The 18,664-nt window shown below is 61.5% G+C and carries 13 protein-coding genes; 7 read left to right on the top strand and 6 right to left on the bottom strand.

Annotated features, from left to right (window positions below; translation table 11 throughout):
* The first annotated feature begins 10 nt into the window (after nt 1-10).
* From AQS8620_RS03190 to uxaC, 4 genes are read left to right on the top strand one after another with little or no spacing between them, the layout of a single operon-like run.
* Nucleotides 11-1,309, top strand: coding sequence for a TRAP transporter large permease (locus AQS8620_RS03190; RefSeq protein ID WP_085835413.1), 1,299 nt, complete (start codon nt 11-13; stop codon nt 1,307-1,309).
* A gap of 14 nt (nt 1,310-1,323) precedes the next feature.
* Nucleotides 1,324-3,696 (top strand): glycoside hydrolase family 31 protein, encoded by a 2,373-nt coding sequence (locus tag AQS8620_RS03185; RefSeq protein ID WP_085835412.1) that lies wholly within the window; start codon nt 1,324-1,326, stop codon nt 3,694-3,696.
* 1 nt (nt 3,697) lies between these two features.
* Nucleotides 3,698-5,146: a mannitol dehydrogenase family protein gene (locus tag AQS8620_RS03180; protein WP_085835411.1), complete on the top strand. Its 1,449-nt coding sequence runs from the start codon at nt 3,698-3,700 to the stop codon at nt 5,144-5,146.
* Between the two features lie 15 nt (nt 5,147-5,161).
* Complete coding sequence (gene uxaC, locus AQS8620_RS03175; RefSeq protein ID WP_085835410.1) at nt 5,162-6,568, top strand: glucuronate isomerase; 1,407 nt, start codon at nt 5,162-5,164, stop codon at nt 6,566-6,568.
* 18 nt (nt 6,569-6,586) lie between these two features.
* Here the strand turns inward: uxaC and AQS8620_RS03170 are convergent, their stop codons facing one another.
* The 3 genes from AQS8620_RS03170 to AQS8620_RS03160 all read right to left on the bottom strand — a co-directional run bounded on the left by AQS8620_RS03170 (nt 6,587) and on the right by AQS8620_RS03160 (nt 10,643).
* Nucleotides 6,587-8,257: a thiamine pyrophosphate-binding protein gene (locus AQS8620_RS03170; RefSeq protein WP_085835409.1), complete on the bottom strand. Its 1,671-nt coding sequence runs from the start codon at nt 8,255-8,257 to the stop codon at nt 6,587-6,589.
* On the bottom strand, nt 8,254-9,279 hold the full coding sequence (locus AQS8620_RS03165; RefSeq protein ID WP_085835408.1) for an amidohydrolase family protein: 1,026 nt from the start codon (nt 9,277-9,279) through the stop codon (nt 8,254-8,256). The genes AQS8620_RS03170 and AQS8620_RS03165 overlap by 4 nt, the downstream gene beginning before the upstream one ends.
* Nucleotides 9,280-9,425: 146 nt before the next feature.
* Nucleotides 9,426-10,643: an MFS transporter gene (locus AQS8620_RS03160; RefSeq protein WP_143267399.1), complete on the bottom strand. Its 1,218-nt coding sequence runs from the start codon at nt 10,641-10,643 to the stop codon at nt 9,426-9,428.
* A 242-nt stretch (nt 10,644-10,885) separates the two neighbouring features.
* On the opposite strand from AQS8620_RS03160, the gene AQS8620_RS03155 reads away from it, so the two are divergent.
* The gene (locus AQS8620_RS03155; protein ID WP_085835406.1) at nt 10,886-11,863 is read left to right on the top strand and encodes an ABC transporter substrate-binding protein; all 978 of its coding nucleotides are present in this window, start codon (nt 10,886-10,888) and stop codon (nt 11,861-11,863) included.
* A 32-nt stretch (nt 11,864-11,895) separates the two neighbouring features.
* Nucleotides 11,896-12,747: an HpcH/HpaI aldolase family protein gene (locus tag AQS8620_RS03150; RefSeq protein WP_085835405.1), complete on the top strand. Its 852-nt coding sequence runs from the start codon at nt 11,896-11,898 to the stop codon at nt 12,745-12,747.
* 66 nt (nt 12,748-12,813) lie between these two features.
* Here the strand turns inward: AQS8620_RS03150 and AQS8620_RS03145 are convergent, their stop codons facing one another.
* From AQS8620_RS03145 to AQS8620_RS03135, 3 genes are all read right to left on the bottom strand, one after another.
* Complete coding sequence (locus tag AQS8620_RS03145; protein WP_085835404.1) at nt 12,814-14,076, bottom strand: LysR family transcriptional regulator; 1,263 nt, start codon at nt 14,074-14,076, stop codon at nt 12,814-12,816.
* Between the two features lie 258 nt (nt 14,077-14,334).
* Nucleotides 14,335-15,258, bottom strand: coding sequence for a substrate-binding domain-containing protein (locus tag AQS8620_RS03140; protein WP_085835403.1), 924 nt, complete (start codon nt 15,256-15,258; stop codon nt 14,335-14,337).
* Nucleotides 15,255-16,133, bottom strand: coding sequence for an amidohydrolase family protein (locus AQS8620_RS03135; protein WP_085835402.1), 879 nt, complete (start codon nt 16,131-16,133; stop codon nt 15,255-15,257). Before AQS8620_RS03135 ends, AQS8620_RS03140 begins: the two co-directional genes overlap by 4 nt.
* Nucleotides 16,134-16,539: 406 nt before the next feature.
* Between AQS8620_RS03135 and AQS8620_RS03130 the strand changes: the two genes are divergently transcribed.
* The gene (locus AQS8620_RS03130; protein WP_085835401.1) at nt 16,540-18,588 is read left to right on the top strand and encodes a tripartite tricarboxylate transporter permease; all 2,049 of its coding nucleotides are present in this window, start codon (nt 16,540-16,542) and stop codon (nt 18,586-18,588) included.
* The last annotated feature ends 76 nt before the right edge of the window (nt 18,589-18,664 follow it).

Raw genomic sequence — 18,664 nt, 5'->3', positions numbered from 1 at the left:
GGACTGCCAAATGAACTGGGCTGTAATCATCCTCTTTGCGTCTTTTGGCGTTCTCATGGTCGTGGGCGTGCCCATTGCCTTTTCCATCGGCATCTCGGCGGCGCTGACCTTTCTGCTGTTCATGAGCTTTGACCAGTCGGTCTTTGTCATCGCCCAGCAAATGGCCTCCGGCCTCGACAGTTTCACGCTGCTCGCGATCCCCTTTTTCATCCTTGCGGGCAACATTATGAACCGTGGCGGGCTGGCCATGCGACTGGTCAACCTTGCGCAGGTCATCGGGGGCCGCCTTCCGGGTGCGTTGGCCCATGTTAACGTCATCGCCAATATGATGTTCGGCTCGATTTCCGGCTCTGCGGTGGCGTCGGCGGCGGCTGTCGGGGGCGTGATGGCCCCGCTGCAACGCAAGGCGGGCTATGATCCGTCCTTCTCGGCGGCGGTCAATATTGCCTCTTCCCCGACGGGTCTGCTGATCCCGCCCTCGACCACCTTCATCGTCTATTCGCTGATCACCGGCGGTACCTCGATTTCTGCGCTGTTCGTGGCGGGCTATCTGCCGGGCATCCTGATGGGGGTGGCGCTGATGACGGTCGCGGCGATCATCGCCAAGAAACGCGGCTATCCGCTGGCGCCCAAGCCCAGTTGGCGCGAAATCGCGATCACGGCGCGCGACGCGATCCTGCCGCTGGGCCTGATCGTCGTCGTGATGGGTGGCATCGTATTCGGCGTCTTTACCGCAACCGAAGCCTCCGCCGCTGCCGTGCTCTATTCGCTTTTCCTCGCCCTTGCGGTCTACCGTGAAATCGGTCTGCGCGATCTGCCCAAAATCGTGCTTGAAAGCGCTGTGACGACCACCATCGTGTTGTTCATGATCGGCGCCTCGATGGGGATGTCGCGCGCGATGGCCTTTGGCGATATTCCCTATTCGATCTCTGATCTGTTGCTGGGCATGTCCGACAACCCGCTGATCATCCTGCTTGTCATCAACATCGCCCTGCTGGTTGTCGGCACCTTTATGGATATGACGCCCGCTTTGCTGATCTTTACCCCGATTTTCCTGCCCGTGGTGCAAAGCCTTGGCATGGACCCCGTGCATTTCGGCATCATGATGACGATGAACCTGTGCATCGGGGTGTGCACCCCCCCTGTCGGTTCGGTGCTGTTTATCGGCTGTTCGGTCGGCAAGGTGCCGATTGGCAGCGTGATCAAACCGATGATGCCCTTTTATGCGGTGCTGATCGTTTTGTTGCTGGTCGTGACCTATGTCCCTGAAATCAGCCTCTTCCTGCCGCAACTGATCCTCAATTACTGATCCGGAGACATAAGATGAAAACGCTCAAAAGCTGGTCTGTCGCGGATCAGAGCGCCACTGGCGTGATCCTATCCCTCGACGGCGGGCGGTCCCTGCGGATCGCGGTGCTCGAAGACACGCTCTTTCGGGTCTCGATGCTGCGCGAGGCGGGCTGGCGGTTGGATCGCACATGGTCCATCGCCCCGGACAGCGATGTCGCGTGGGAAGGCCGTTCTCGTGACAGCAACGACGGGTTTTCCTGCCCTGCCTTCACGCTTGATCGCGGCGCGGATAGGCTGGTTTTGCAAACTGCTTCGGTGCGCCTGACGGTGGCGACACCCCTGTGCCTGACATGGGATGCAAAAGTGGACGGTGCGTGGAAAACCTTTGCCCAAGAACGCCCCACCGGCGCCTATATGGCCGGTACGCGCACGTCGGCGCATTCGCATTTCTTTCTGCGCCAGCACGGCGAACGCCACTATGGTTTGGGCGAGAAATCCGGCGATCTCGAACGTAGCGGCAAGCGCTATGAAATGCGCAACCTCGATGCGATGGGCTATGACGCCGAAAGCACCGATCCGCTGTACAAACACCTGCCCGTCACCCTGACGCGCACCGCGCAGGCGGGTAGCTATTCGGTGTTTTACGACAACCTGTCGAGCTGCTGGTTCGATCTGGGCAACGAGCTTGACAACTACCACAAGCCCTACCGCGTGTACCGCGCCGAGGACGGCGATCTGGACTACTACCTTGCGTGGTCGCCCGATGTTCTGGGGCTTGTCAAACGTCAGGCGTCGATCACCGGTGGCACGGCCTTTCCGCCACGCTGGGCCTTGGGGTATTCCGGCTCGACCATGCTTTACACCGACGCCGAAGATGCGCAGGTGCAGCTTTCGACCTTCCTCGAAAAGATCGACGAATTCGCCATTCCCTGCGACAGTTTTCAAATGTCCTCGGGCTATACCTCGATTGGCCCCAAGCGCTATGTGTTCAACTGGAACACAGCGAAATTCCCCGATATCGACGCGATGACAGCCGATTTTGCCGCCGAGGGCGTGAACCTTGTGGCCAATATCAAACCCTGCCTGCTGCGCGATCACCCGCGCTACGGTGAGGTGGCCGAGGCCGGTCTGTTCATCCGCGACAGCGAAGAGGACAGGCCGGAAATTTCGTCCTACTGGGATGAAGAGGGCTCGCACCTCGATTTTACCAATCCCGACACCATCGCGTGGTGGAAGGAAAACGTGACCACCCAGCTGCTGGCGCATGGCATTGGTTCTACGTGGAACGACAACAACGAATACGAAGTCTGGGATGGCCATGCGATCTGTCAGGGCTTTGGCGAGGCGATCGACATCAAGCTGATCCGCCCGCTGCATTCGGTGCTGATGACCCGTGCCTCCGAAGAGGCGCAGCTTGCCTTCAACCCCGAGGAACGCCCCTATCTGATCTCGCGTTCCGGTGCGCCCGGTATCCAGCGCTACGCGCAGACCTGGACGGGCGACAACCGCACCGCATGGAAAACCATCCGCTACAACACCCGCATGGGGCTGGGGTTGTCGCTGTCGGGGATTTTCAACGTCGGTCATGATGTCGGCGGTTTTTCGGGCCCGCGTCCCGAACCCGAATTGTTCTTGCGCTGGATCCAGAACGGTATCTTCCACCCGCGTTTCACCATCCATTCGTGGAACGATGATGCGACGGTGAACGAAGCCTGGATGTATCCCGAAATCCTGCCGCAGGTGCGCGACGCCCTGGCGCTGCGCTATGCGCTGGTGCCCTATCTTTACACGCTGCTCTACCAATCGGTGACGGCGGATGAGCCGATGATCCGCCCCACCTTCCTTGATCACGAACACGATGCGCGCACCTTTGAGGAATGCGACGAATTCCTGCTCGGGCGCGACCTTTTGGTGGCGAGCGTGATGGAGGAAGGCGCGACCAGCCGCACGCTCTATCTGCCCGACAACGGGGCGGGCTGGTGGGATTTCTGGTCAGGCGCGTGGCACGCGGGCGGTCAGCAGATCACGGTGCCTGTGACGCTGGGCTCCATGCCGTTGTTCGTGCGCGCGGGGGCTATCTTGCCGCTGGCCGAGGGCGCAACCCGCGCCGATGCCAGCAGCGGTACGCGGGTGCTGGCCGTTTTCCCCGCCAACGGGAAAAACGACACCAGCAGCATCAGCTATGAGGATGACGGTCTGGCGCGTGACGCGCTGTCGGGCAATCACTGCCTGATCACCGCCACCCTGTCAGGGGATGAGGACCTGCGCCTTGACCTCATGAGCGAAGGCGGGTTCAAACCGGCCTTTGATCGGTTCACGATCCGCCTGCCCAAGGGTGAAACGCGCAAGGTTTCGGTCGCAGGCAAAGCCGTCACAGATGGCGATACCGTCAGCTTGGGAGCCTAGGATGAAGGTCACCAAAATCACCCCCGCTTACGATCGCAGCGCCCTCAAGCCGCGCATCCTGCACATCGGGTTCGGGGCGTTTGCCCGCGCCCATCAGATGGTCTATCTGGATGAATTGCTGTCGCAAGAGGGCGGCGATTGGGGCGTGATGGCGGTGCGCCTGAATTCGGGTGCGCAGGCGCTGTCGGCGCTGGATGCCGCGAACGGCCTCTATACGGTGATCGAAGCCGATGACGACACGCTCACCGCGCGCGAAATCGGTGTGATCGCAGGCACTTGCCATCCCGAACGCGACGGGCGCGACAGGCTGCTTGATGCCTTTGGGGCGCCTGATCTGGCGATTGTGTCCCTGACCATTACCGAAAAGGGCTATTGCCTGAGCGGTCATACGCTTGATCTGGATCACAAGGGGATCAAGGCCGATCTGGACACCCCCACGGCCCCCAAGACCGCCATTGGCGTCATCGTCGAAGGTCTGGCGCGGCGGCGCGCGGCGGGCCAGGGCGGGCTTACGGTGATGTCCTGTGACAACCTGCCTGAAAACGGCGCGCTGGCCAAAGCCGCCGTGCTGGCTTTTGCGCAAGCGCGTGACGCCGCGCTGGCGCGCTGGATCGAGAACACCTGCCGCTTTCCTGCTACGATGGTGGATCGCATCGTTCCTGCGCTGGACGCCGACAGCGCCGCGCTGATCGAGGAGGTGACGGGGCATGAGGATGCCAATGGCATCCTGTGCGAACCCTTTTGCCAATGGGTGATCGAGGACAATTTTGCCGGTCCGCGCCCCGCGTGGGAAAAGGTGGGGGTGCAGATCGTGCCCGATGTGCGCCCGTTTGAGGACATGAAGCTGCGCATGCTCAACGGCGCGCATACATTTATCGCGAATCTGGGGGCGGTTACGGGCCATGCAACCGTCGCCAGTTCGGTGGCCGATCCTGTTTTTCGTGCCGCCGCGCGCCAGCTGATGGGGGCTGAACAGGCCGCCACACTGGCGCCTCTTTCGGGTGTCGATCTGGACGCCTACGCGGATGCGTTGATCGCGCGTTTCGGCAATGCGCGCCTGCAACACCGCACCACGCAGATCGCCACCGACACCTCCGCGAAACTGCCCCAGCGCCTGCTGGCACCGGCCAAGGCGCATCTGGCCGACGGCTCCGCGTGGCCGTTGACCGCTTTGGGCATCGCCGGTTGGATGCTGTATCTGCGCGGCAAGGATGAGGCGGGCAACGACCTGCCGCTTTGTGATCCGCTGGCCGACGCGCTGCGCGATATCGTAGCCGCGCAGGACGGCGCAGAATATGTGTCTGCGCTGCTAAGCCTGCGCGCGGTGTTTGACGCTGATCTGGCCCATAACGCGGAATTTGCCGCCGCGATCCAGAAGGCCTACGCCGAGCTTACCACCAAGGGCGTGCGCGCGGCGATCAATGCGCGGCTGCACAGCCCCGTTCTCTGATCAGAAAGGTCCGATATGTCCGCTTTTCTCAACGCCGATTTCCTGCTCGACACCGCCACCGCGCGGCGTCTGTATCACGAGGTCGCCGCCGATCTGCCGATCATCGACTACCACAACCACCTCCCCCCTGCCGAAATCGCTGCCGATCACCACTGGGACAATCTGGGGGAGCTGTGGCTAGCGCATGACCACTACAAATGGCGGATGATGCGGTGGGCGGGCATCGAAGAGGCGCGGGTGTCGGGCACTGCGAGCTGGCACGACAAATTCAACGCCTATGCGCAGGCGATGCCGCGCATGGTGCTGAACCCGGTTCACCACTGGTCGCATCTGGAACTCTGGCGCTACTTCGATCTGGACGGCACGGTCCTGTCGCCTCAAACGGCGGATGCCATTTGGGAGCAGGCGAATGCCAAACTGGCCGAAGCCGGTTTCGGCGCGCGCGGCTTGCTTGCAAAAATGAAGGTGGAATTCGTCGGCACCACCGATGATCCCTGCGACACGCTTGAACATCACGCGGCCTTGCGCGGCGCTGAGGGGCTGGTGGTTGCGCCCTCGTTTCGCCCTGATACGGCGCTCAAGGTCGAGGCGGCGGAATTTGCGCCCTACATCGACCGTCTGGCCGGGGTCACGGGCGCGCCGATCCGCGATTTCGACGCGCTGGTTGGGGCGATGGTGACACGGCTTGACCATTTCGTGGCCCATGGCTGCAAAGCCTCGGATCACGGGCTGGAATTGCTGGATGCAGGCGACGAAGTGTCGGGCGCGACGCTCGACGATATCCTGCGCCGCCGCCTCGATACGGGCATGGACAGCGTCACAAGCGATGAGGCCGCCAGCCTGCGCGCCGCCTTGCTGGTCGCACTGGGCCGCGCCTATGCCGAGCGCGACATTGTCATGCAGTTGCACATCGGGCCGCTGCGCAACACCTCCTCGCGCCTGCTTCACGCCAAAGGGCGCGATGCGGGGGGCGACGGGGTGCGCGACCGCGCCATTGCCGAGCCGCTCAATGCGCTGCTCGACCGGCTAGATCGCACCAACGAGCTGCCGCGCACGGTGCTTTACTGCGTCGATGCAACGAAAAACGCCATCCTCACGACCACGGCCGCCTCCTTTCAGGACGGCAGCGTCGCGGGCAAAGTGCAGGTCGGCACCGGCTGGTGGCATGCCGACCAGCTTGACGGGATGGAACGCCAGATGATCGACCTCACCCAGATGGGGCTGATTTCCACCTTTCTGGGGATGCTCACCGACAGTCGTTCGTTCCTGTCCTTCCCGCGCCACGAATATTTCCGCCGCTTGTTGTGCCGTCTGATCGGACGGTGGGCCGAGACAGGCCATCTGCCCGATGATCCACAGGCGCTGGAGGGGCTGGTGCGCGACATCAGCTACACCAACGCCAGACGCTGGTTCATCGAGTGATCCGCGCAGGCGGCGCGCCTAGGACGCGCCGCTGAGTTCACTCAAGGTGACATTGGGGGAAATTGCCTCGGGGTCGATCATCACTTCGATCAGGGAGGGCCCGTCAAACGCGTCAGCCTGCGTGAAAGCCTGCGCGAATTCAGAGGTTTCACTCACCCGAACCCCCAAGGCGCCATAGGCTTTGGCAAAGGCGACAAAGTCGGGATTGCCCGCTTCAAGCTGCGTGCCGCTGAGACGCCCGGGAAAATGTTTTTCCTGATGCATGCGGATTGTTGCGAGCATCCCGTTGTTGAGGAGGATGATTTTCAGCTTCAATTTATGCGCCACGGCGGTGGCCAGTTCGCTTCCCGTCATCTGGAAATCCCCGTCGCCGGCGATGCAGATCACAGGGGCGTCGGGGCGGGCGAATTTCGCGGCCAGAGCCGCCGGCACGCCGTAGCCCATCGACCCGCAAATCGGCGCGACCTGCGTGCCGAATTGACGATAGCGGTGGAACCGGTGCAGCCAGACCGAGAAATTTCCCGCGCCATTGGTGTAGATCGTGTCCTCGGGCGCATGGGCGTCGATCCACGCCATGATCTCGCACATCTGGATGGCACCGGGACTGGTTTTGGGCGCGGTCCATGCGGTGAAATCGGCGCGGCAGCGGGCGCGCATCTCGCCCCAGCTACCGCTGATCGGCCCGCCTGCGGCCAAGGCCTGCGCAAAGGCGCCCGCGTTGGAGACGACCGCCAGATCGGGCTGATAGACATGCCCCAGTTCGTCGGGATCGGGGTAGATGTGGATCAACTCCTGGGTCGGGACGGGGCATTCCATGATCGTGTAGCTCATGGTGCCGATTTCGCCCAGACGCGCGCCGAGCACGACCAGAAGATCGGCGGTCTTGACGGTGTTCAGCAGGGCAGGGTTCGCGCCCAGCCCGATTTCCCCGATATAGCTGGGGCTTTGGTTGTCCAGCAGGTCCTGACGGCGAAAGCTGGCGCAGACCGGCAGGTCGCTGGCCTCGGCAAAGGCGCGAAAGTCGCGCACCGCCCCAGCCGTCCAGCCGCTACCGCCCAGCATCACCACCGGGCGCTTGGCGGCGGCAATGCGCGCCCGCACGGCGTTGATGTGCTCTGTCGTCGGCCCGCTCAACGCCGCTGTCGCGCGCTTGCCGTCGATGCAATCGGCCGTGTCGGTCAGCATGTCCTCGGGAAGGGGAATGACCACCGGTCCGGGACGTCCTGACAGCGCCAGCTGGAAAGCGCGGGTGACAAATTCCGAGGTGCGCTCAGCGTCGTCAAGTTGCAACACGGCCTTTGCCTGCGTGCCGAACATGCGGCGATAATCGACCTCTTGAAAGCCTTCGCGCGTCATCACATCACGCGGATTTTGTCCGATGAACATGAGGAAGGGCGTGCTGTCTTGAAAGGCGACATGCAGACCGCTGGAGGCATTCGTCGCCCCCGGACCGCGCGAACAAAACACCACGCCGGGGCGGCCGGTCACCTTGGCGTAGGCTTCGGCCATCATCGCCGCGCCGCCTTCGTGGCGGCAGGTGACCAGCTCGATTTCGGGGCTGTCGACCAGCGCGTCGAGCACGGCGAGAAAGCTTTCTCCCGGCACGCAGAACACACGGTCGATGCCCTGGATCACCAGCTGATCGACGAGGACGCGGGCGGCTGTGCGGGGGGCGGTTTGCAGGCTCATTTGCCCATCGCTTTCAGTCGCGCATCAAGGCGGGGATAGACGCGGCGCGTGTTGCCTTCGAAAATCTGCGCTTTGGTGTCGGCGGGCAGGGGCAGCGCGTCCACATAGCGTTTGGTGTCGTCGAAATAATGGCCCGTTTCGGGGTCGATCGAGCGCACGGCGCCAACCATTTCCGACCCAAACAGCACGTTTTTCGCGGGGATCACCTCGGTCAGCAGGTTCACACCGGGTTGGTGGTAGACGCAGGTGTCAAAGAACACATTGTCCATCAATGCCTCGGCCAGCGGCGGGCGGCCCAGATCTTGGGCCAGACCACGATAGCGGCCCCAGTGGTAGGGGACCGCGCCGCCGCCATGGGGGATCACAAGGCGCAGGCCGGGGAAATCCTTGAACAGATCGGACATCAAAAGCTGCATGAACACCGATGTGTCACCGTTGAGGTAATGCGCGCCGGTGCCGTGGAAATTGGGGTTGCAAGACCCCGAAACGTGGATCATCGCGGGCACATCGAGCGCGACCAGCTTTTCATACAGCGGATACCAATAGGGATCGGTCATGGGCGGATCGGTCCAGTAGCCGCCCGATGGATCGGGGTTGAGGTTACAGCCGACAAAGCCAAGCTCGTTCACGCAGCGTTCGAGTTCCTCGATGCAGCCCCGCGGGTCCGCGCCGGGGCTTTGGGGGAGCTGGGCGACGGGAGCAAAGCGGTCGGGATAGAGGTCGACAACGCGTTTGATGAGGTCGTTGGAGGTGCGCGACCAGTGCTGGCTCATCGCCTCATTGCCCTGATGGTGGCCCATCAAACCGGCGATGGGCGAAAACAGCGTCATGTCGATGCCGCGCTCTTTTTGCAGGCGGATCTGGTTCTTTTCCAGACCGTCTTGCAACTCGTCATCCGAAATGCGCGGGGCATCGCAAAAGCCGGAGGTCTTGCCTGCGTTGTAATCTTCGATCTGGGCCTTGCGATAGTCGCGAAAATAGCCGGGAACGGTGGTGAAGTGACCGTGGCAATCAATGATCATAGCGAGGGAAGCCTTTGTTTTGATGTGTCTTGGCAGGGCAATCGGCCGCAGGGGCCGCCTGTTTGGTCAGACCTTAGCCAAAGGGCGCGCGGCGGGGCCAATCGGATATCGTCCCGCGTGCATAAAGAAGCGCACGTGCCGCAGGTTTAATGGCCGCTAAGGTCGTTTGCGCGCCGCAGCGCAGGGAAGTAGCGCCACCAAAGACCGCAGACGCCAAGCGCGGCCAAAGCGCCGCCTGCGACCGCCACCACGGGTCCGAACACGGCCGCCATCGTGCCCGCACGAAAGGCGCCCAATTCGTTTGATGCGCCGATGAACACCACATTGACGGCGTTCACCCGCCCGCGCAATTCGTCCGGTGTGTTGAGCTGCACAAGCGTCGAGCGGATGACGACGGAAATCATGTCGCTCCCACCGACGACGACCAGCGCGACAACCGAAATCCAGACGGTTTTGGACAGCGCGAACACCAGCGTGGCCAGCGCAAAAAGCGCGACCGTCAGAAACATGAGGCGCCCTGCATTGCGCCGGATGGGCATGATCATCAGGCAAAATCCGATGGTGATGGCGCCCACCGCAGGGGCGGCGCGCAACAGACCCAAGCCCAAAGCGCCGACATCCAGAATGTCGCGCGCATAGACCGGCAGCAAAGCGAATGCCCCGCCAAGCAGGCCGACAAAGAGATCGAGCGAAATCGCGCCCAGAATGATCGGTTGGCGTCGGATGAACTGCAGGCCTGCGGTGATTTCGCTCCAGCTTTGTTTGGCGATCGCGCTGCGCTGTGCGGGCGCGGGCACGAGCAGGATCAACAGGCTGGCCACCAGCGCGCAGGCAAAGCCCGTGCCATAGGCCAGTTCGGCCGAAACGCCAAACAGCAGGCCGCCCAGAACGGGGCCGCAAATCGTGGCGATTTTGAAGGCAGAGGAATTGAGCGCAAGCGCGCGCGGCAGATTGGCCGCCGAGACCACATTCGTGGCAAGCGACTGGCGCGTGGGGTTGTAAAAGGCCCGCGCAACGCCAAAAACCACGATCAGTCCGAAAACCAGCGGTGGTGTGATGCGCCCCAACGCCGTGAACAGCAAGAACGCCCCCGACACCATGCCCATCAACGCAAGGCAGATGCTCATGATCAGGCGCCGGGGAAAGCGGTCGGCCACCGATCCCGTCACCAGGAACAAAAGCAGGGCCGGCGCGAATTGCGACAGGCCCACAAGGCCGAGGTCAAGGGGGTCGCGCGTGAGGTCATAGAGTTGCCACCCTACCGAAACGGTCAGGATTTGCACAGAAATCCCGTTGAAAAGCAACGCCCCCAAGAAATTTCCGTAGCCGTTTTGGGCGAAGATCGACGGGGGGGTCTTGGGCATGGCCAGCCTTTCCTATTCGCGCAACCTTAACCTGAAGTCGCGCTGTAATGCCAAATCCATTGCCATCCGCAAGCCATTGAATCTCCGACGGGGGGCGCGCCGCATCTTGCGGCTGCGACAATCCTATGGCCCTAACGGGAGTTCCTATTTTCATGTTTCTCTGGCATCCGTTCCAATGCGCAGACCTTCAAAATCCGTCCGCCTCACGGACGTTTTACACTTCTCAGACTGGAGCTTTTGCAATGACGGGCCGACCCTTGACGATCGCCTTGCGCACCTATCCCTACACGTCCGCCATCAAATCCGGCGAGATCAAGGTTGACGGCGCCGAGCTTGATTTCATCGACGTAAACCCCCACATCGGCGCGTTTCGCCGTATGGTGCGCGACCTTGAATTCGACCTGTGCGAACTGGCGCCGACCACCTATATGATTGCGCGCGCGCATGGGGTGCCGATCATCGCTTTGCCGATCTTTTTCGTGCGCCGCTTCCATCACCAGGGCCTTGTGACGCGCCCCGAAAGCCACATCGGTGGTCCCAAGGACCTCGAGGGCAAGCGCGTTGGCGTGCGCGCCTATTCTGTGACCACGGGCGTGTGGAAACGCGGGCTGTTGCAGAACGAATACGGCGTCGATATCGACAAGGTGACCTGGGTCGTGGACGATGAGGAACACGTCGATGCAATGACGCTGCCGCGCAACGTTGTGCATGTGCCCGAGGGCCAGTCGCTGGCCTCGATGATTGGCGATGGCGGCATCGATGCGGGCTGTACGGGGGATGCGGGTGTGGGCCGCGCGGGCGCGCCGGGCAAGGATTGGAACGCCAATGCACCGGTTTTGCCCGACAATCTGACCGAACTTTTCCCCGATCACGCGCGCCTCGATCGCGACGTTTTTGCCAAGAATGGCGTCTATCCGATCCACGGTTGTCTTGCGATCAAAGAAGAGCACATCCGCAATAATCCCGATCTTGGACAGGCCATTTTTGACGCCTTCTCGGCGGCGAAAGCGCCCTATCTGGACGCGCTCAAGGCGGGCACTGCCACCGGAAAACAAGCTCAGAAAGATTTGAAGCTGATGCAGATCGTGGATGATCCCATTCCCTACGGTCTGGAAAACAACCGCGCCTCGATCGAGGCGCTGATCAAATACGGATGCCAACAGGGACTGATCCCGCGCAGCTATGCGGCCGAAGATATGTTCTTGCCGCTCAACGCCTGATACGCGCCTGAAACCACAGAAACGAGACAGAAATGACAAAAATCGGACGACTGAACGGTGTGATCCGCGCCCTCGAGGAAGGGCGCAAACCCACCCTCGCATTTGCGCGCGCCGAGCGCGAGGAAGCGGTGCAATTTGGCATGTCGCAACTGGATGCTGTGCTGTTTGAAATGGAGCACACCGCCTATACAGGCGTGGGTCTGCGCGATGCGTTGCAGTATCTGATGAACCGGCGGCGCATGATCGACAGCGGCTCGCTTGCGCCCAATGTCACGCCTTTCGTGCGCCTGCCTGCCAATGGTGCGGAAATGAACCAATGGATGGCCAAGCAGGTGCTTGATCAGGGTGTGTTCGGGGTGGTCTGGCCCCATATCGCCACGGCCGAACACGCGCGCAACGCGGTTGCCGCCTGTCGCTATGCCCGTCCCAAGGATGCGCCGATTTATGAGCCCAAAGGCGCGCGCGGCGATGGACCGATCAATGCCGCGCGCTATTGGGGGCTGAGCGTGCCCGAATATTACGAGCGGGCCGATGTCTGGCCCCTCGATCCCAAGGGCGAAATTATGGTCGTCCTGATGATCGAAAGCGTCGAGGCAATGGAAAACCTTGAGGAGATCCTCAAGGTCCCGGGTGTCGGCGCGATCATGATTGGCGAGGGCGATCTGAGCCAACAGCTGGGCTACGCGCGCCAATACGAGCATCCCGTTGTCGTCGAGGCCAAGGCGAAAATTCTCGCCGCAGGCAAGGCGGCGGGGGTCCCCGTGGCCCATCCCCATGTCACAGGCGCGAATGTCGAACAGGTGATTGCAGAGGGCTATTCGATCCTCTTTACCACACCGTCGCGCAATTACGCGACTTTGGAAAAGGCAAAATCCCTGATGTAAATCAAAGGACTGCCAAACGAAAAGGCCCCGCGATCCATGTCGCGGGGCCTTTTTTGCGGGCGCGTTTTACGAGGCCAGCGCAATCTGCGGTCGCGTGTGGGGCGCATCATGCTGGGTGTCCGAGGTCACGGCGCGCAGGCAGTCAAGAAAGGTGTCATGCGCGGCGGTGGGCAACCAATCGGCGCGGGTGCTGACACCTTTGGGCGGGATTGCATCGAGATAGCGGCAGGGCAGGCTGTCGAGAATGCCAAGGCTCACGTCCAATTGCACCTCCGAGCGGGTCATGACCGTGACCATATCCGAGCGCAGCAAGAGCGCGCGGCAGGTGGAAATCGAACTGGTCTCGATGTTGAAACTGGGCCGCTTTTCACAGCTGTCAAACAGCGCTTCGATGCGCCGCCCGCGCGGGGTTCCGGCGGCGGGCACGACCCATTCATAGCCGCTGAGCGCGTCTGGCGTGATATCCGCGAGATGCGACAAAGGGTGCGCAGGGCGGGTGACCACGCAGTAACTGTCGTTGAACATGGCTTCTTCGTTGATTTCGGTGGCCCATTGGGGCCGCTGCAACAGGCCAAAGATCATGTCGATCCGGCTGTTGGACAGATCGTCGAGCAGCTTGTGATATTCGCCGGTAACCACGCGCACTTTGACATTGGGGCATTGCGGGGTGAAGCGGCGGATGGCTTCGGCAAGCTCGAAGGAACCCGACATCGGCAAAGCGCCGACCACCAGTTCGAGACAGCCTTCGCCCGCTGCCATCATGATTTCGCCCCGCCCCATTTCGATTTCGCGGATCGCGCGACGAAACGCGCGGTTCAGCGCAAGGCCGGTTTTGTTGAGGATCGGCCCTTGGGCGGAGCGGTCGAACACTGTGGTCCCGAGCGAGCGTTCAAGCGTGCGCGCCGAGCGATAGAGCGAGGCTGTTGATAGGCCCATGCGTTGTGCAATCTCATCAACGCGGCCGGGATCGGCGGTGACAATAAGCGAGCGCAACTGCGTGCCGGTGATCATCCGCTCCACCAGCGGGAGCGCCCGCGTCTGAAGGGTGTCACTGCGGGGCTGGATGACGCGCACGGCGTTGTCGAGAATTTCAAAAAAGCGATCGATGCGCAGCAAAAACTGCTGGCCCAGCGGCGTGGGGTAGGTCCCCGTTGCGCGGCGTTCAAAGATCGCCGTGCCCAGTTCCGCTTCCAGGTTGGACACGGCCTGCGTGACGGCGGGTTGCGAGGTGCTCAGCTCGCGCGAGGCGCAGGTCACGCCGCCAAGTTTACCGATCACTTGAACCATACGCAGATGGCGCAGGTTCGGAATTTCTGGATAAGCGTCCATATTTTGGTCCTCCCAAACCGCGATGTTCCCCAAAACACCGCCCCCGATGGCTTCGTTTTCAAAGCCTCAATGAGAGGACGAACTTACAAATCTCGCCCCAAAGCGCCAATAACATATCGCCGCAAAGCCATCATATTTTTGCACGCGGCACATGCATTGTGATGCAGAATATCGTTTAAATAACTGAAATATTTAGATTAACAGGATAGATTTCCCTCTTTCCCGCCCGCGAATTTATGAGCGGGAAAGAGGGGGCTTTCAGCGCGCGAAGGCGCGTACAAGCGGGTGGAACAGATCGTCTACCGCAATCGGCGTGGTGATCATGTGCTGTTGCAGTGCATAGTCAGCCGCGCAGGCCAAAGCGGCACGGTTGGCCTCGATCCCGAAGGGCATCGGATCGATCCCGTCGTCGGGCAGGGCCAAGCGATCACGGCTGTCCTTGAGCATCCTGTAGACCTCGCGCACCACATCCGGGCGGGCTTCGATCAAGGCATCGGGGACCACGATATAGTGGTTCGGAGGCACCAGATTGACGCGGCTGTGCCAGGCGTTTGCCGCCCTGTGCGGATCGGTAACCAGCGGTTTGATGCGGGCATCCCTGGGCATGTTCATCCCCAAAATCGCCGCATCCACTTCGCCATCCAGCAGCATCTGAACAGGGTCCTTGCCCGCTTCGCCCCATTCTACGCTGGGCGGATCGGTGTATTCGGCCAGATGCGGTTGGTCAAAGCAGACCCAGGTCACGCTGTCGGGATCGACACCATATTCATTTTGCAAAATGCCGCGCACCCAAAGTCCCGTGGTCTGGGTGTAGGAGCGCACAGCGACCCGTTTCCCCGCCAGATCGGCAGGTTTGAGATCGGGATGCACATCGGTGTTAAAGCCGATGCAATGGTGTTGAAAGCGCCCCAGAACCACCGCTGGCAGCAGTGAAAAGGGTTTGCCGTACGCGCGGGCCTGCAACAGCGTCGCAACCGCCATTTCGCTGACATCGAACTTGCCGCGTCGCAGCATGTCCTTGAAGCCGGCATGGGCGTTTTTCAAGCCGGCAAAGTCGAAGCTGACGAGGTCGGAGGCGACATCGCCCTCCATCAGCGCTTTGGTCCCGCCATATAACGTGATGTTGGCCGCAAGCGTTAGCGGGCCGCTTTCGGGGTAGTCGCGGGTCTGAAAGTCGCTCATGTGCGGGCCTCCTCTGGCGTGGCGGTGACAAGGTCGGGGTAAAGCGATTGCGCCGTTTTGGCCCAGATCCAGTCGCGATCCGTCTGCGACAGGCTGGCAAAGCACTGGTGCCCCTGATCGACGAGATCCTTGAGCGTGCCTTCGTTGGCGGGGAAATTGGACCCCCAGGCAAGGCGGTTCGCGCCGTATTGCGCGACGAGTTTGGGAAAAAACGTGTCCGGCGTGGCGGGGGATTTTTGCGACAGATCAAAGGTGCGCGGCGTGACTTTCAGGAACAGGTTTTCAAAGCGCGACAGCGCCCAAAGCGGCGCCGCATTGGCATAGGGCGCGCCATCGCTCAGGTCGGGACGGCCCAAATGGTCAAGCACAATGGTGACTTTGGGGAATTTGGTGAGGATTTGCTCGACGACCGGCAGGCCGATCTTGGTGGTCTGGATGGCCACCGTCATGCCGATGTCGGCCATGTGGTTCCAAACGGGCAGGGTTTGAGGGGCAATCATCCATGCGCCATCGGTTTGCACGGTCGATCCCGCGCCAAACAGGCGCAGGCCTGCCATGCCGCGCGCGCGCCAGCCCTCGATCGTTTTGACCGCATCAGGGGCGCAAATGTCGACGGAATAGACACCGACAAGCGCCTGCGGATGGGCCATAACGCTGTCGGCAACATAGGAATTGTCGTAGCCATAGGTGGTCGAGGAATGCACCATGGCGGCGCGGCTGACACCGGCGGCTTTCATTTCCTCAAGGTATTGTTCCACCGCAAAGGGGCGCTCTGCGGACCAGTCCGAGCGCTTTCCGCCCAATGGATTATGCGGATAGCGCGTCGTGTCGCCGGAAATGATATGCGGGTGGATGTCGATGATCGTCTGTCCCATGCGGGTCTCCCTTGATCTGCGTAACTGAGGGGCGCGCAGGCGTTTTGTGACGCAGCATCGCTGTTTAGCTTTGCGCGATTTCGCCTGCAGGTCTGCGTGCCTGTGTGAAAGATGTACGGCGGGTTGCGCCCGATCCGGCCAACCCTAAGCGCGCGCGATATCGTCCGAGAATAGGGGGGGCGTGACTTCCGATGGTGTGGGTGCGACTTTCAATGTCGCGTGGCTTTTTCACGGGTTTGCCGTCCAAATTCTATGGCGCGACCCTGCAATATGATTTGCGCTCAACGCGCGGCGCACCGCATCTTTGCGCGGTAGTGCGGCCCGGGGGAGACGCCGGATTTTTGCCGGTGCACGCGCCACGAAGCGCGGGCCGCAGTGCGATACTTGGATAAGGGAGCGAGGAATAATGGCGATCAGTGAGCTGGCCTATATGATGGATGCCGCGGGTCAGGCGATGGGCACATTGATGTCGCTCGAAAGGATCGGGTTTCTTGTCGTGGGCGTCGTCGTGGGCCTGTCTATCGGGCTTTTGCCGGGGATCGGCGGGATGACGGGCTTTGCGTTGCTGGTCCCGTTTACCTATACGATGGACCCTTTCGCGGCCTTTGCGATGCTTCTTGGCATGCATTCGGTGACATCAACCTCGGATACAATTCCGGCCGTTTTATTCGGGGTGCCCGGAACGGCAGCCTCACAGGCGACGGTGCTCGACGGGTTTCCGATGACGCGCAAAGGCGAGGCGGGGCGGGCGCTGAGTGCGGGGTTTACCGCATCCCTGTTTGGCGGCATTTTCGGAGCGGTTGTTCTGGCGCTGTCGATCCCGGTCATCCGGCCTTTCGTGCTGGCCATCGGAACGCCCGAACTGCTGGCGATGACCGTTTTTGGCATTGCGATGGTGTCGGCCTTGTCGGGAAATGCGCCCCTGCGCGGGGTCGTCGCTGCCTGTTTTGGCATCCTTGTCGGCATGATCGGCACTGACAGCCAGACGGGCACGATCCGCTGGGCGGGCAATATTTTGTACCTTTGGGACGGTGTGCCGATGCTGCCGGTTCTGCTTGGCATGTTCGCGCTGCCCGAACTGTGCGACCTGTCGATCAAACGCTCGGCCCTGGCGGAAAAAATGGAGCATTCCATCACCAAAGGGATGCTGCGCGGCGCGCGTGATGTGCTTGAGAACTGGTTTCTCGTTATCCGTTGTTCCTCTATCGGCGCGCTTTTGGGGATCATTCCGGGCATCACCGGATCGGTCACCGACTGGATCGCCTACGGCCATGCCATCCGTTCGGAAAAAGGGGCCAAGGAAAGCTTTTCCACCGGTGATGTGCGCGGCGTGATCGCACCGGAATCGGCCAATAATGCCAAAGAGGGGGGCAGCCTTGTGCCCACGATTGCCTTCGGAGTGCCCGGATCGGCGTCCCAAGCGATCCTGCTGGGTGCGCTGATGGTGCATGGTTTTGTGCCGGGACCCGAAATGCTGACCACCAACCTTGATGTGACCTACACGCTGGTCTGGTCCATCGCGCTGGCCAATATTTTCGGCGCGGGCCTGTGTTTCCTGCTGTCGGGACAATTCGCCAAGATTTCCACCCTGCGCTACACGCTGGTGTTGCCCGCGATCATCGCGGTGGTGTTTGTCGGCGCGTTTCAGGGCTCGGGCTCTTGGGGCGACCTCTATGCGCTGATGTTCTTTGGTGTTGTGGGCTGGGCGATGAAACGGCTGAAATGGCCGCGCCCGCCGCTGATCCTCGGCCTCGTGTTGGGCGCGCTGATCGAACGCTACATGTCGATTTCCATCCAGCGCTTTGGCGGGGAATGGCTGTCGCGCCCTGTGGTGATCCTGTTGCTCGGCATGGCCACTATGGTGCTGTTGCGCCCCGTCTACACCGAGTTTCGCGCGATCGGCGCGCGGGCCTTTGTACCGCGCGGCAGGTTTTCCGTCAGAGCCGAAGACCTTTTGTATGTCTTCTTCCTTGCGATTGGCGGCTACATGTTGGTCGAGGCGCAAAGCTGGAGCTTTGGCGCGCGGGTCGGTCCGACGGCTGTGGCGCTGACGATGCTGGTCGCGGGTGGTTTGAGCCTGATCTTTTTGCTCTTTTCGGGGCGCGGATCAGGGGCCGAGGCCGACACGTCGCACCGCGGCATCCATATGGACCTCGCCAGTGACGACGGGCATCATCGCAAGATCGTGCTGCTGCGCGCGGGCGTCTTTTTCGGCTGGTTCCTCGCCTTTCTGATCCTGATGGCGACCATCGGCCTTATCCCCACGGTGCCGGTTCTGATCGTCGCCTATATGCGGCTGGAGGGCAACGAGCCGTGGAAACTGACGCTGGTCTACGCGGCCTGCGTGACGGTGGCGATCTATGTCGTCTTTGATCAGGTGATCCATGTGCCCTGGCCCAATACGCTGATCGGCGAGAGGTTTGCGTGGTTCGCACAGCACATCCCGTCGATGTAAGCCCCCTAAAATGTGAAACGAAAGGCCGCTCCACTTGGGGCGGCCTTTTGCGCTTGTGTCAGGCGTGAGCCAAAAA

This window comes from Aquimixticola soesokkakensis (assembly GCF_900172375.1).
Lineage (GTDB): Bacteria > Pseudomonadota > Alphaproteobacteria > Rhodobacterales > Rhodobacteraceae > Aquimixticola > Aquimixticola soesokkakensis.
This window is presented reverse-complemented; position numbering and strand designations above follow the sequence as displayed.

What these genes read in the sequence shown, in the direction of transcription:
- AQS8620_RS03190 (WP_085835413.1), top strand. Translation starts at nt 11, where the DNA reads ATGAACTGGGCTGTAATCATCCTCTTTGCGTCTTTTGGCGTTCTCATG.
- AQS8620_RS03145 (WP_085835404.1), bottom strand. Translation starts at nt 14,076, where the DNA reads ATGGACGCTTATCCAGAAATTCCGAACCTGCGCCATCTGCGTATGGTT.
- AQS8620_RS03130 (WP_085835401.1), top strand. Translation starts at nt 16,540, where the DNA reads ATGGCGATCAGTGAGCTGGCCTATATGATGGATGCCGCGGGTCAGGCG.
- AQS8620_RS03165 (WP_085835408.1), bottom strand. Translation starts at nt 9,279, where the DNA reads ATGATCATTGATTGCCACGGTCACTTCACCACCGTTCCCGGCTATTTT.
- uxaC (WP_085835410.1), top strand. Translation starts at nt 5,162, where the DNA reads ATGTCCGCTTTTCTCAACGCCGATTTCCTGCTCGACACCGCCACCGCG.
- AQS8620_RS03185 (WP_085835412.1), top strand. Translation starts at nt 1,324, where the DNA reads ATGAAAACGCTCAAAAGCTGGTCTGTCGCGGATCAGAGCGCCACTGGC.
- AQS8620_RS03140 (WP_085835403.1), bottom strand. Translation starts at nt 15,258, where the DNA reads ATGAGCGACTTTCAGACCCGCGACTACCCCGAAAGCGGCCCGCTAACG.
- AQS8620_RS03180 (WP_085835411.1), top strand. Translation starts at nt 3,698, where the DNA reads ATGAAGGTCACCAAAATCACCCCCGCTTACGATCGCAGCGCCCTCAAG.
- AQS8620_RS03135 (WP_085835402.1), bottom strand. Translation starts at nt 16,133, where the DNA reads ATGGGACAGACGATCATCGACATCCACCCGCATATCATTTCCGGCGAC.
- AQS8620_RS03170 (WP_085835409.1), bottom strand. Translation starts at nt 8,257, where the DNA reads ATGAGCCTGCAAACCGCCCCCCGCACAGCCGCCCGCGTCCTCGTCGAT.
- AQS8620_RS03155 (WP_085835406.1), top strand. Translation starts at nt 10,886, where the DNA reads ATGACGGGCCGACCCTTGACGATCGCCTTGCGCACCTATCCCTACACG.
- AQS8620_RS03160 (WP_143267399.1), bottom strand. Translation starts at nt 10,643, where the DNA reads ATGCCCAAGACCCCCCCGTCGATCTTCGCCCAAAACGGCTACGGAAAT.
- AQS8620_RS03150 (WP_085835405.1), top strand. Translation starts at nt 11,896, where the DNA reads ATGACAAAAATCGGACGACTGAACGGTGTGATCCGCGCCCTCGAGGAA.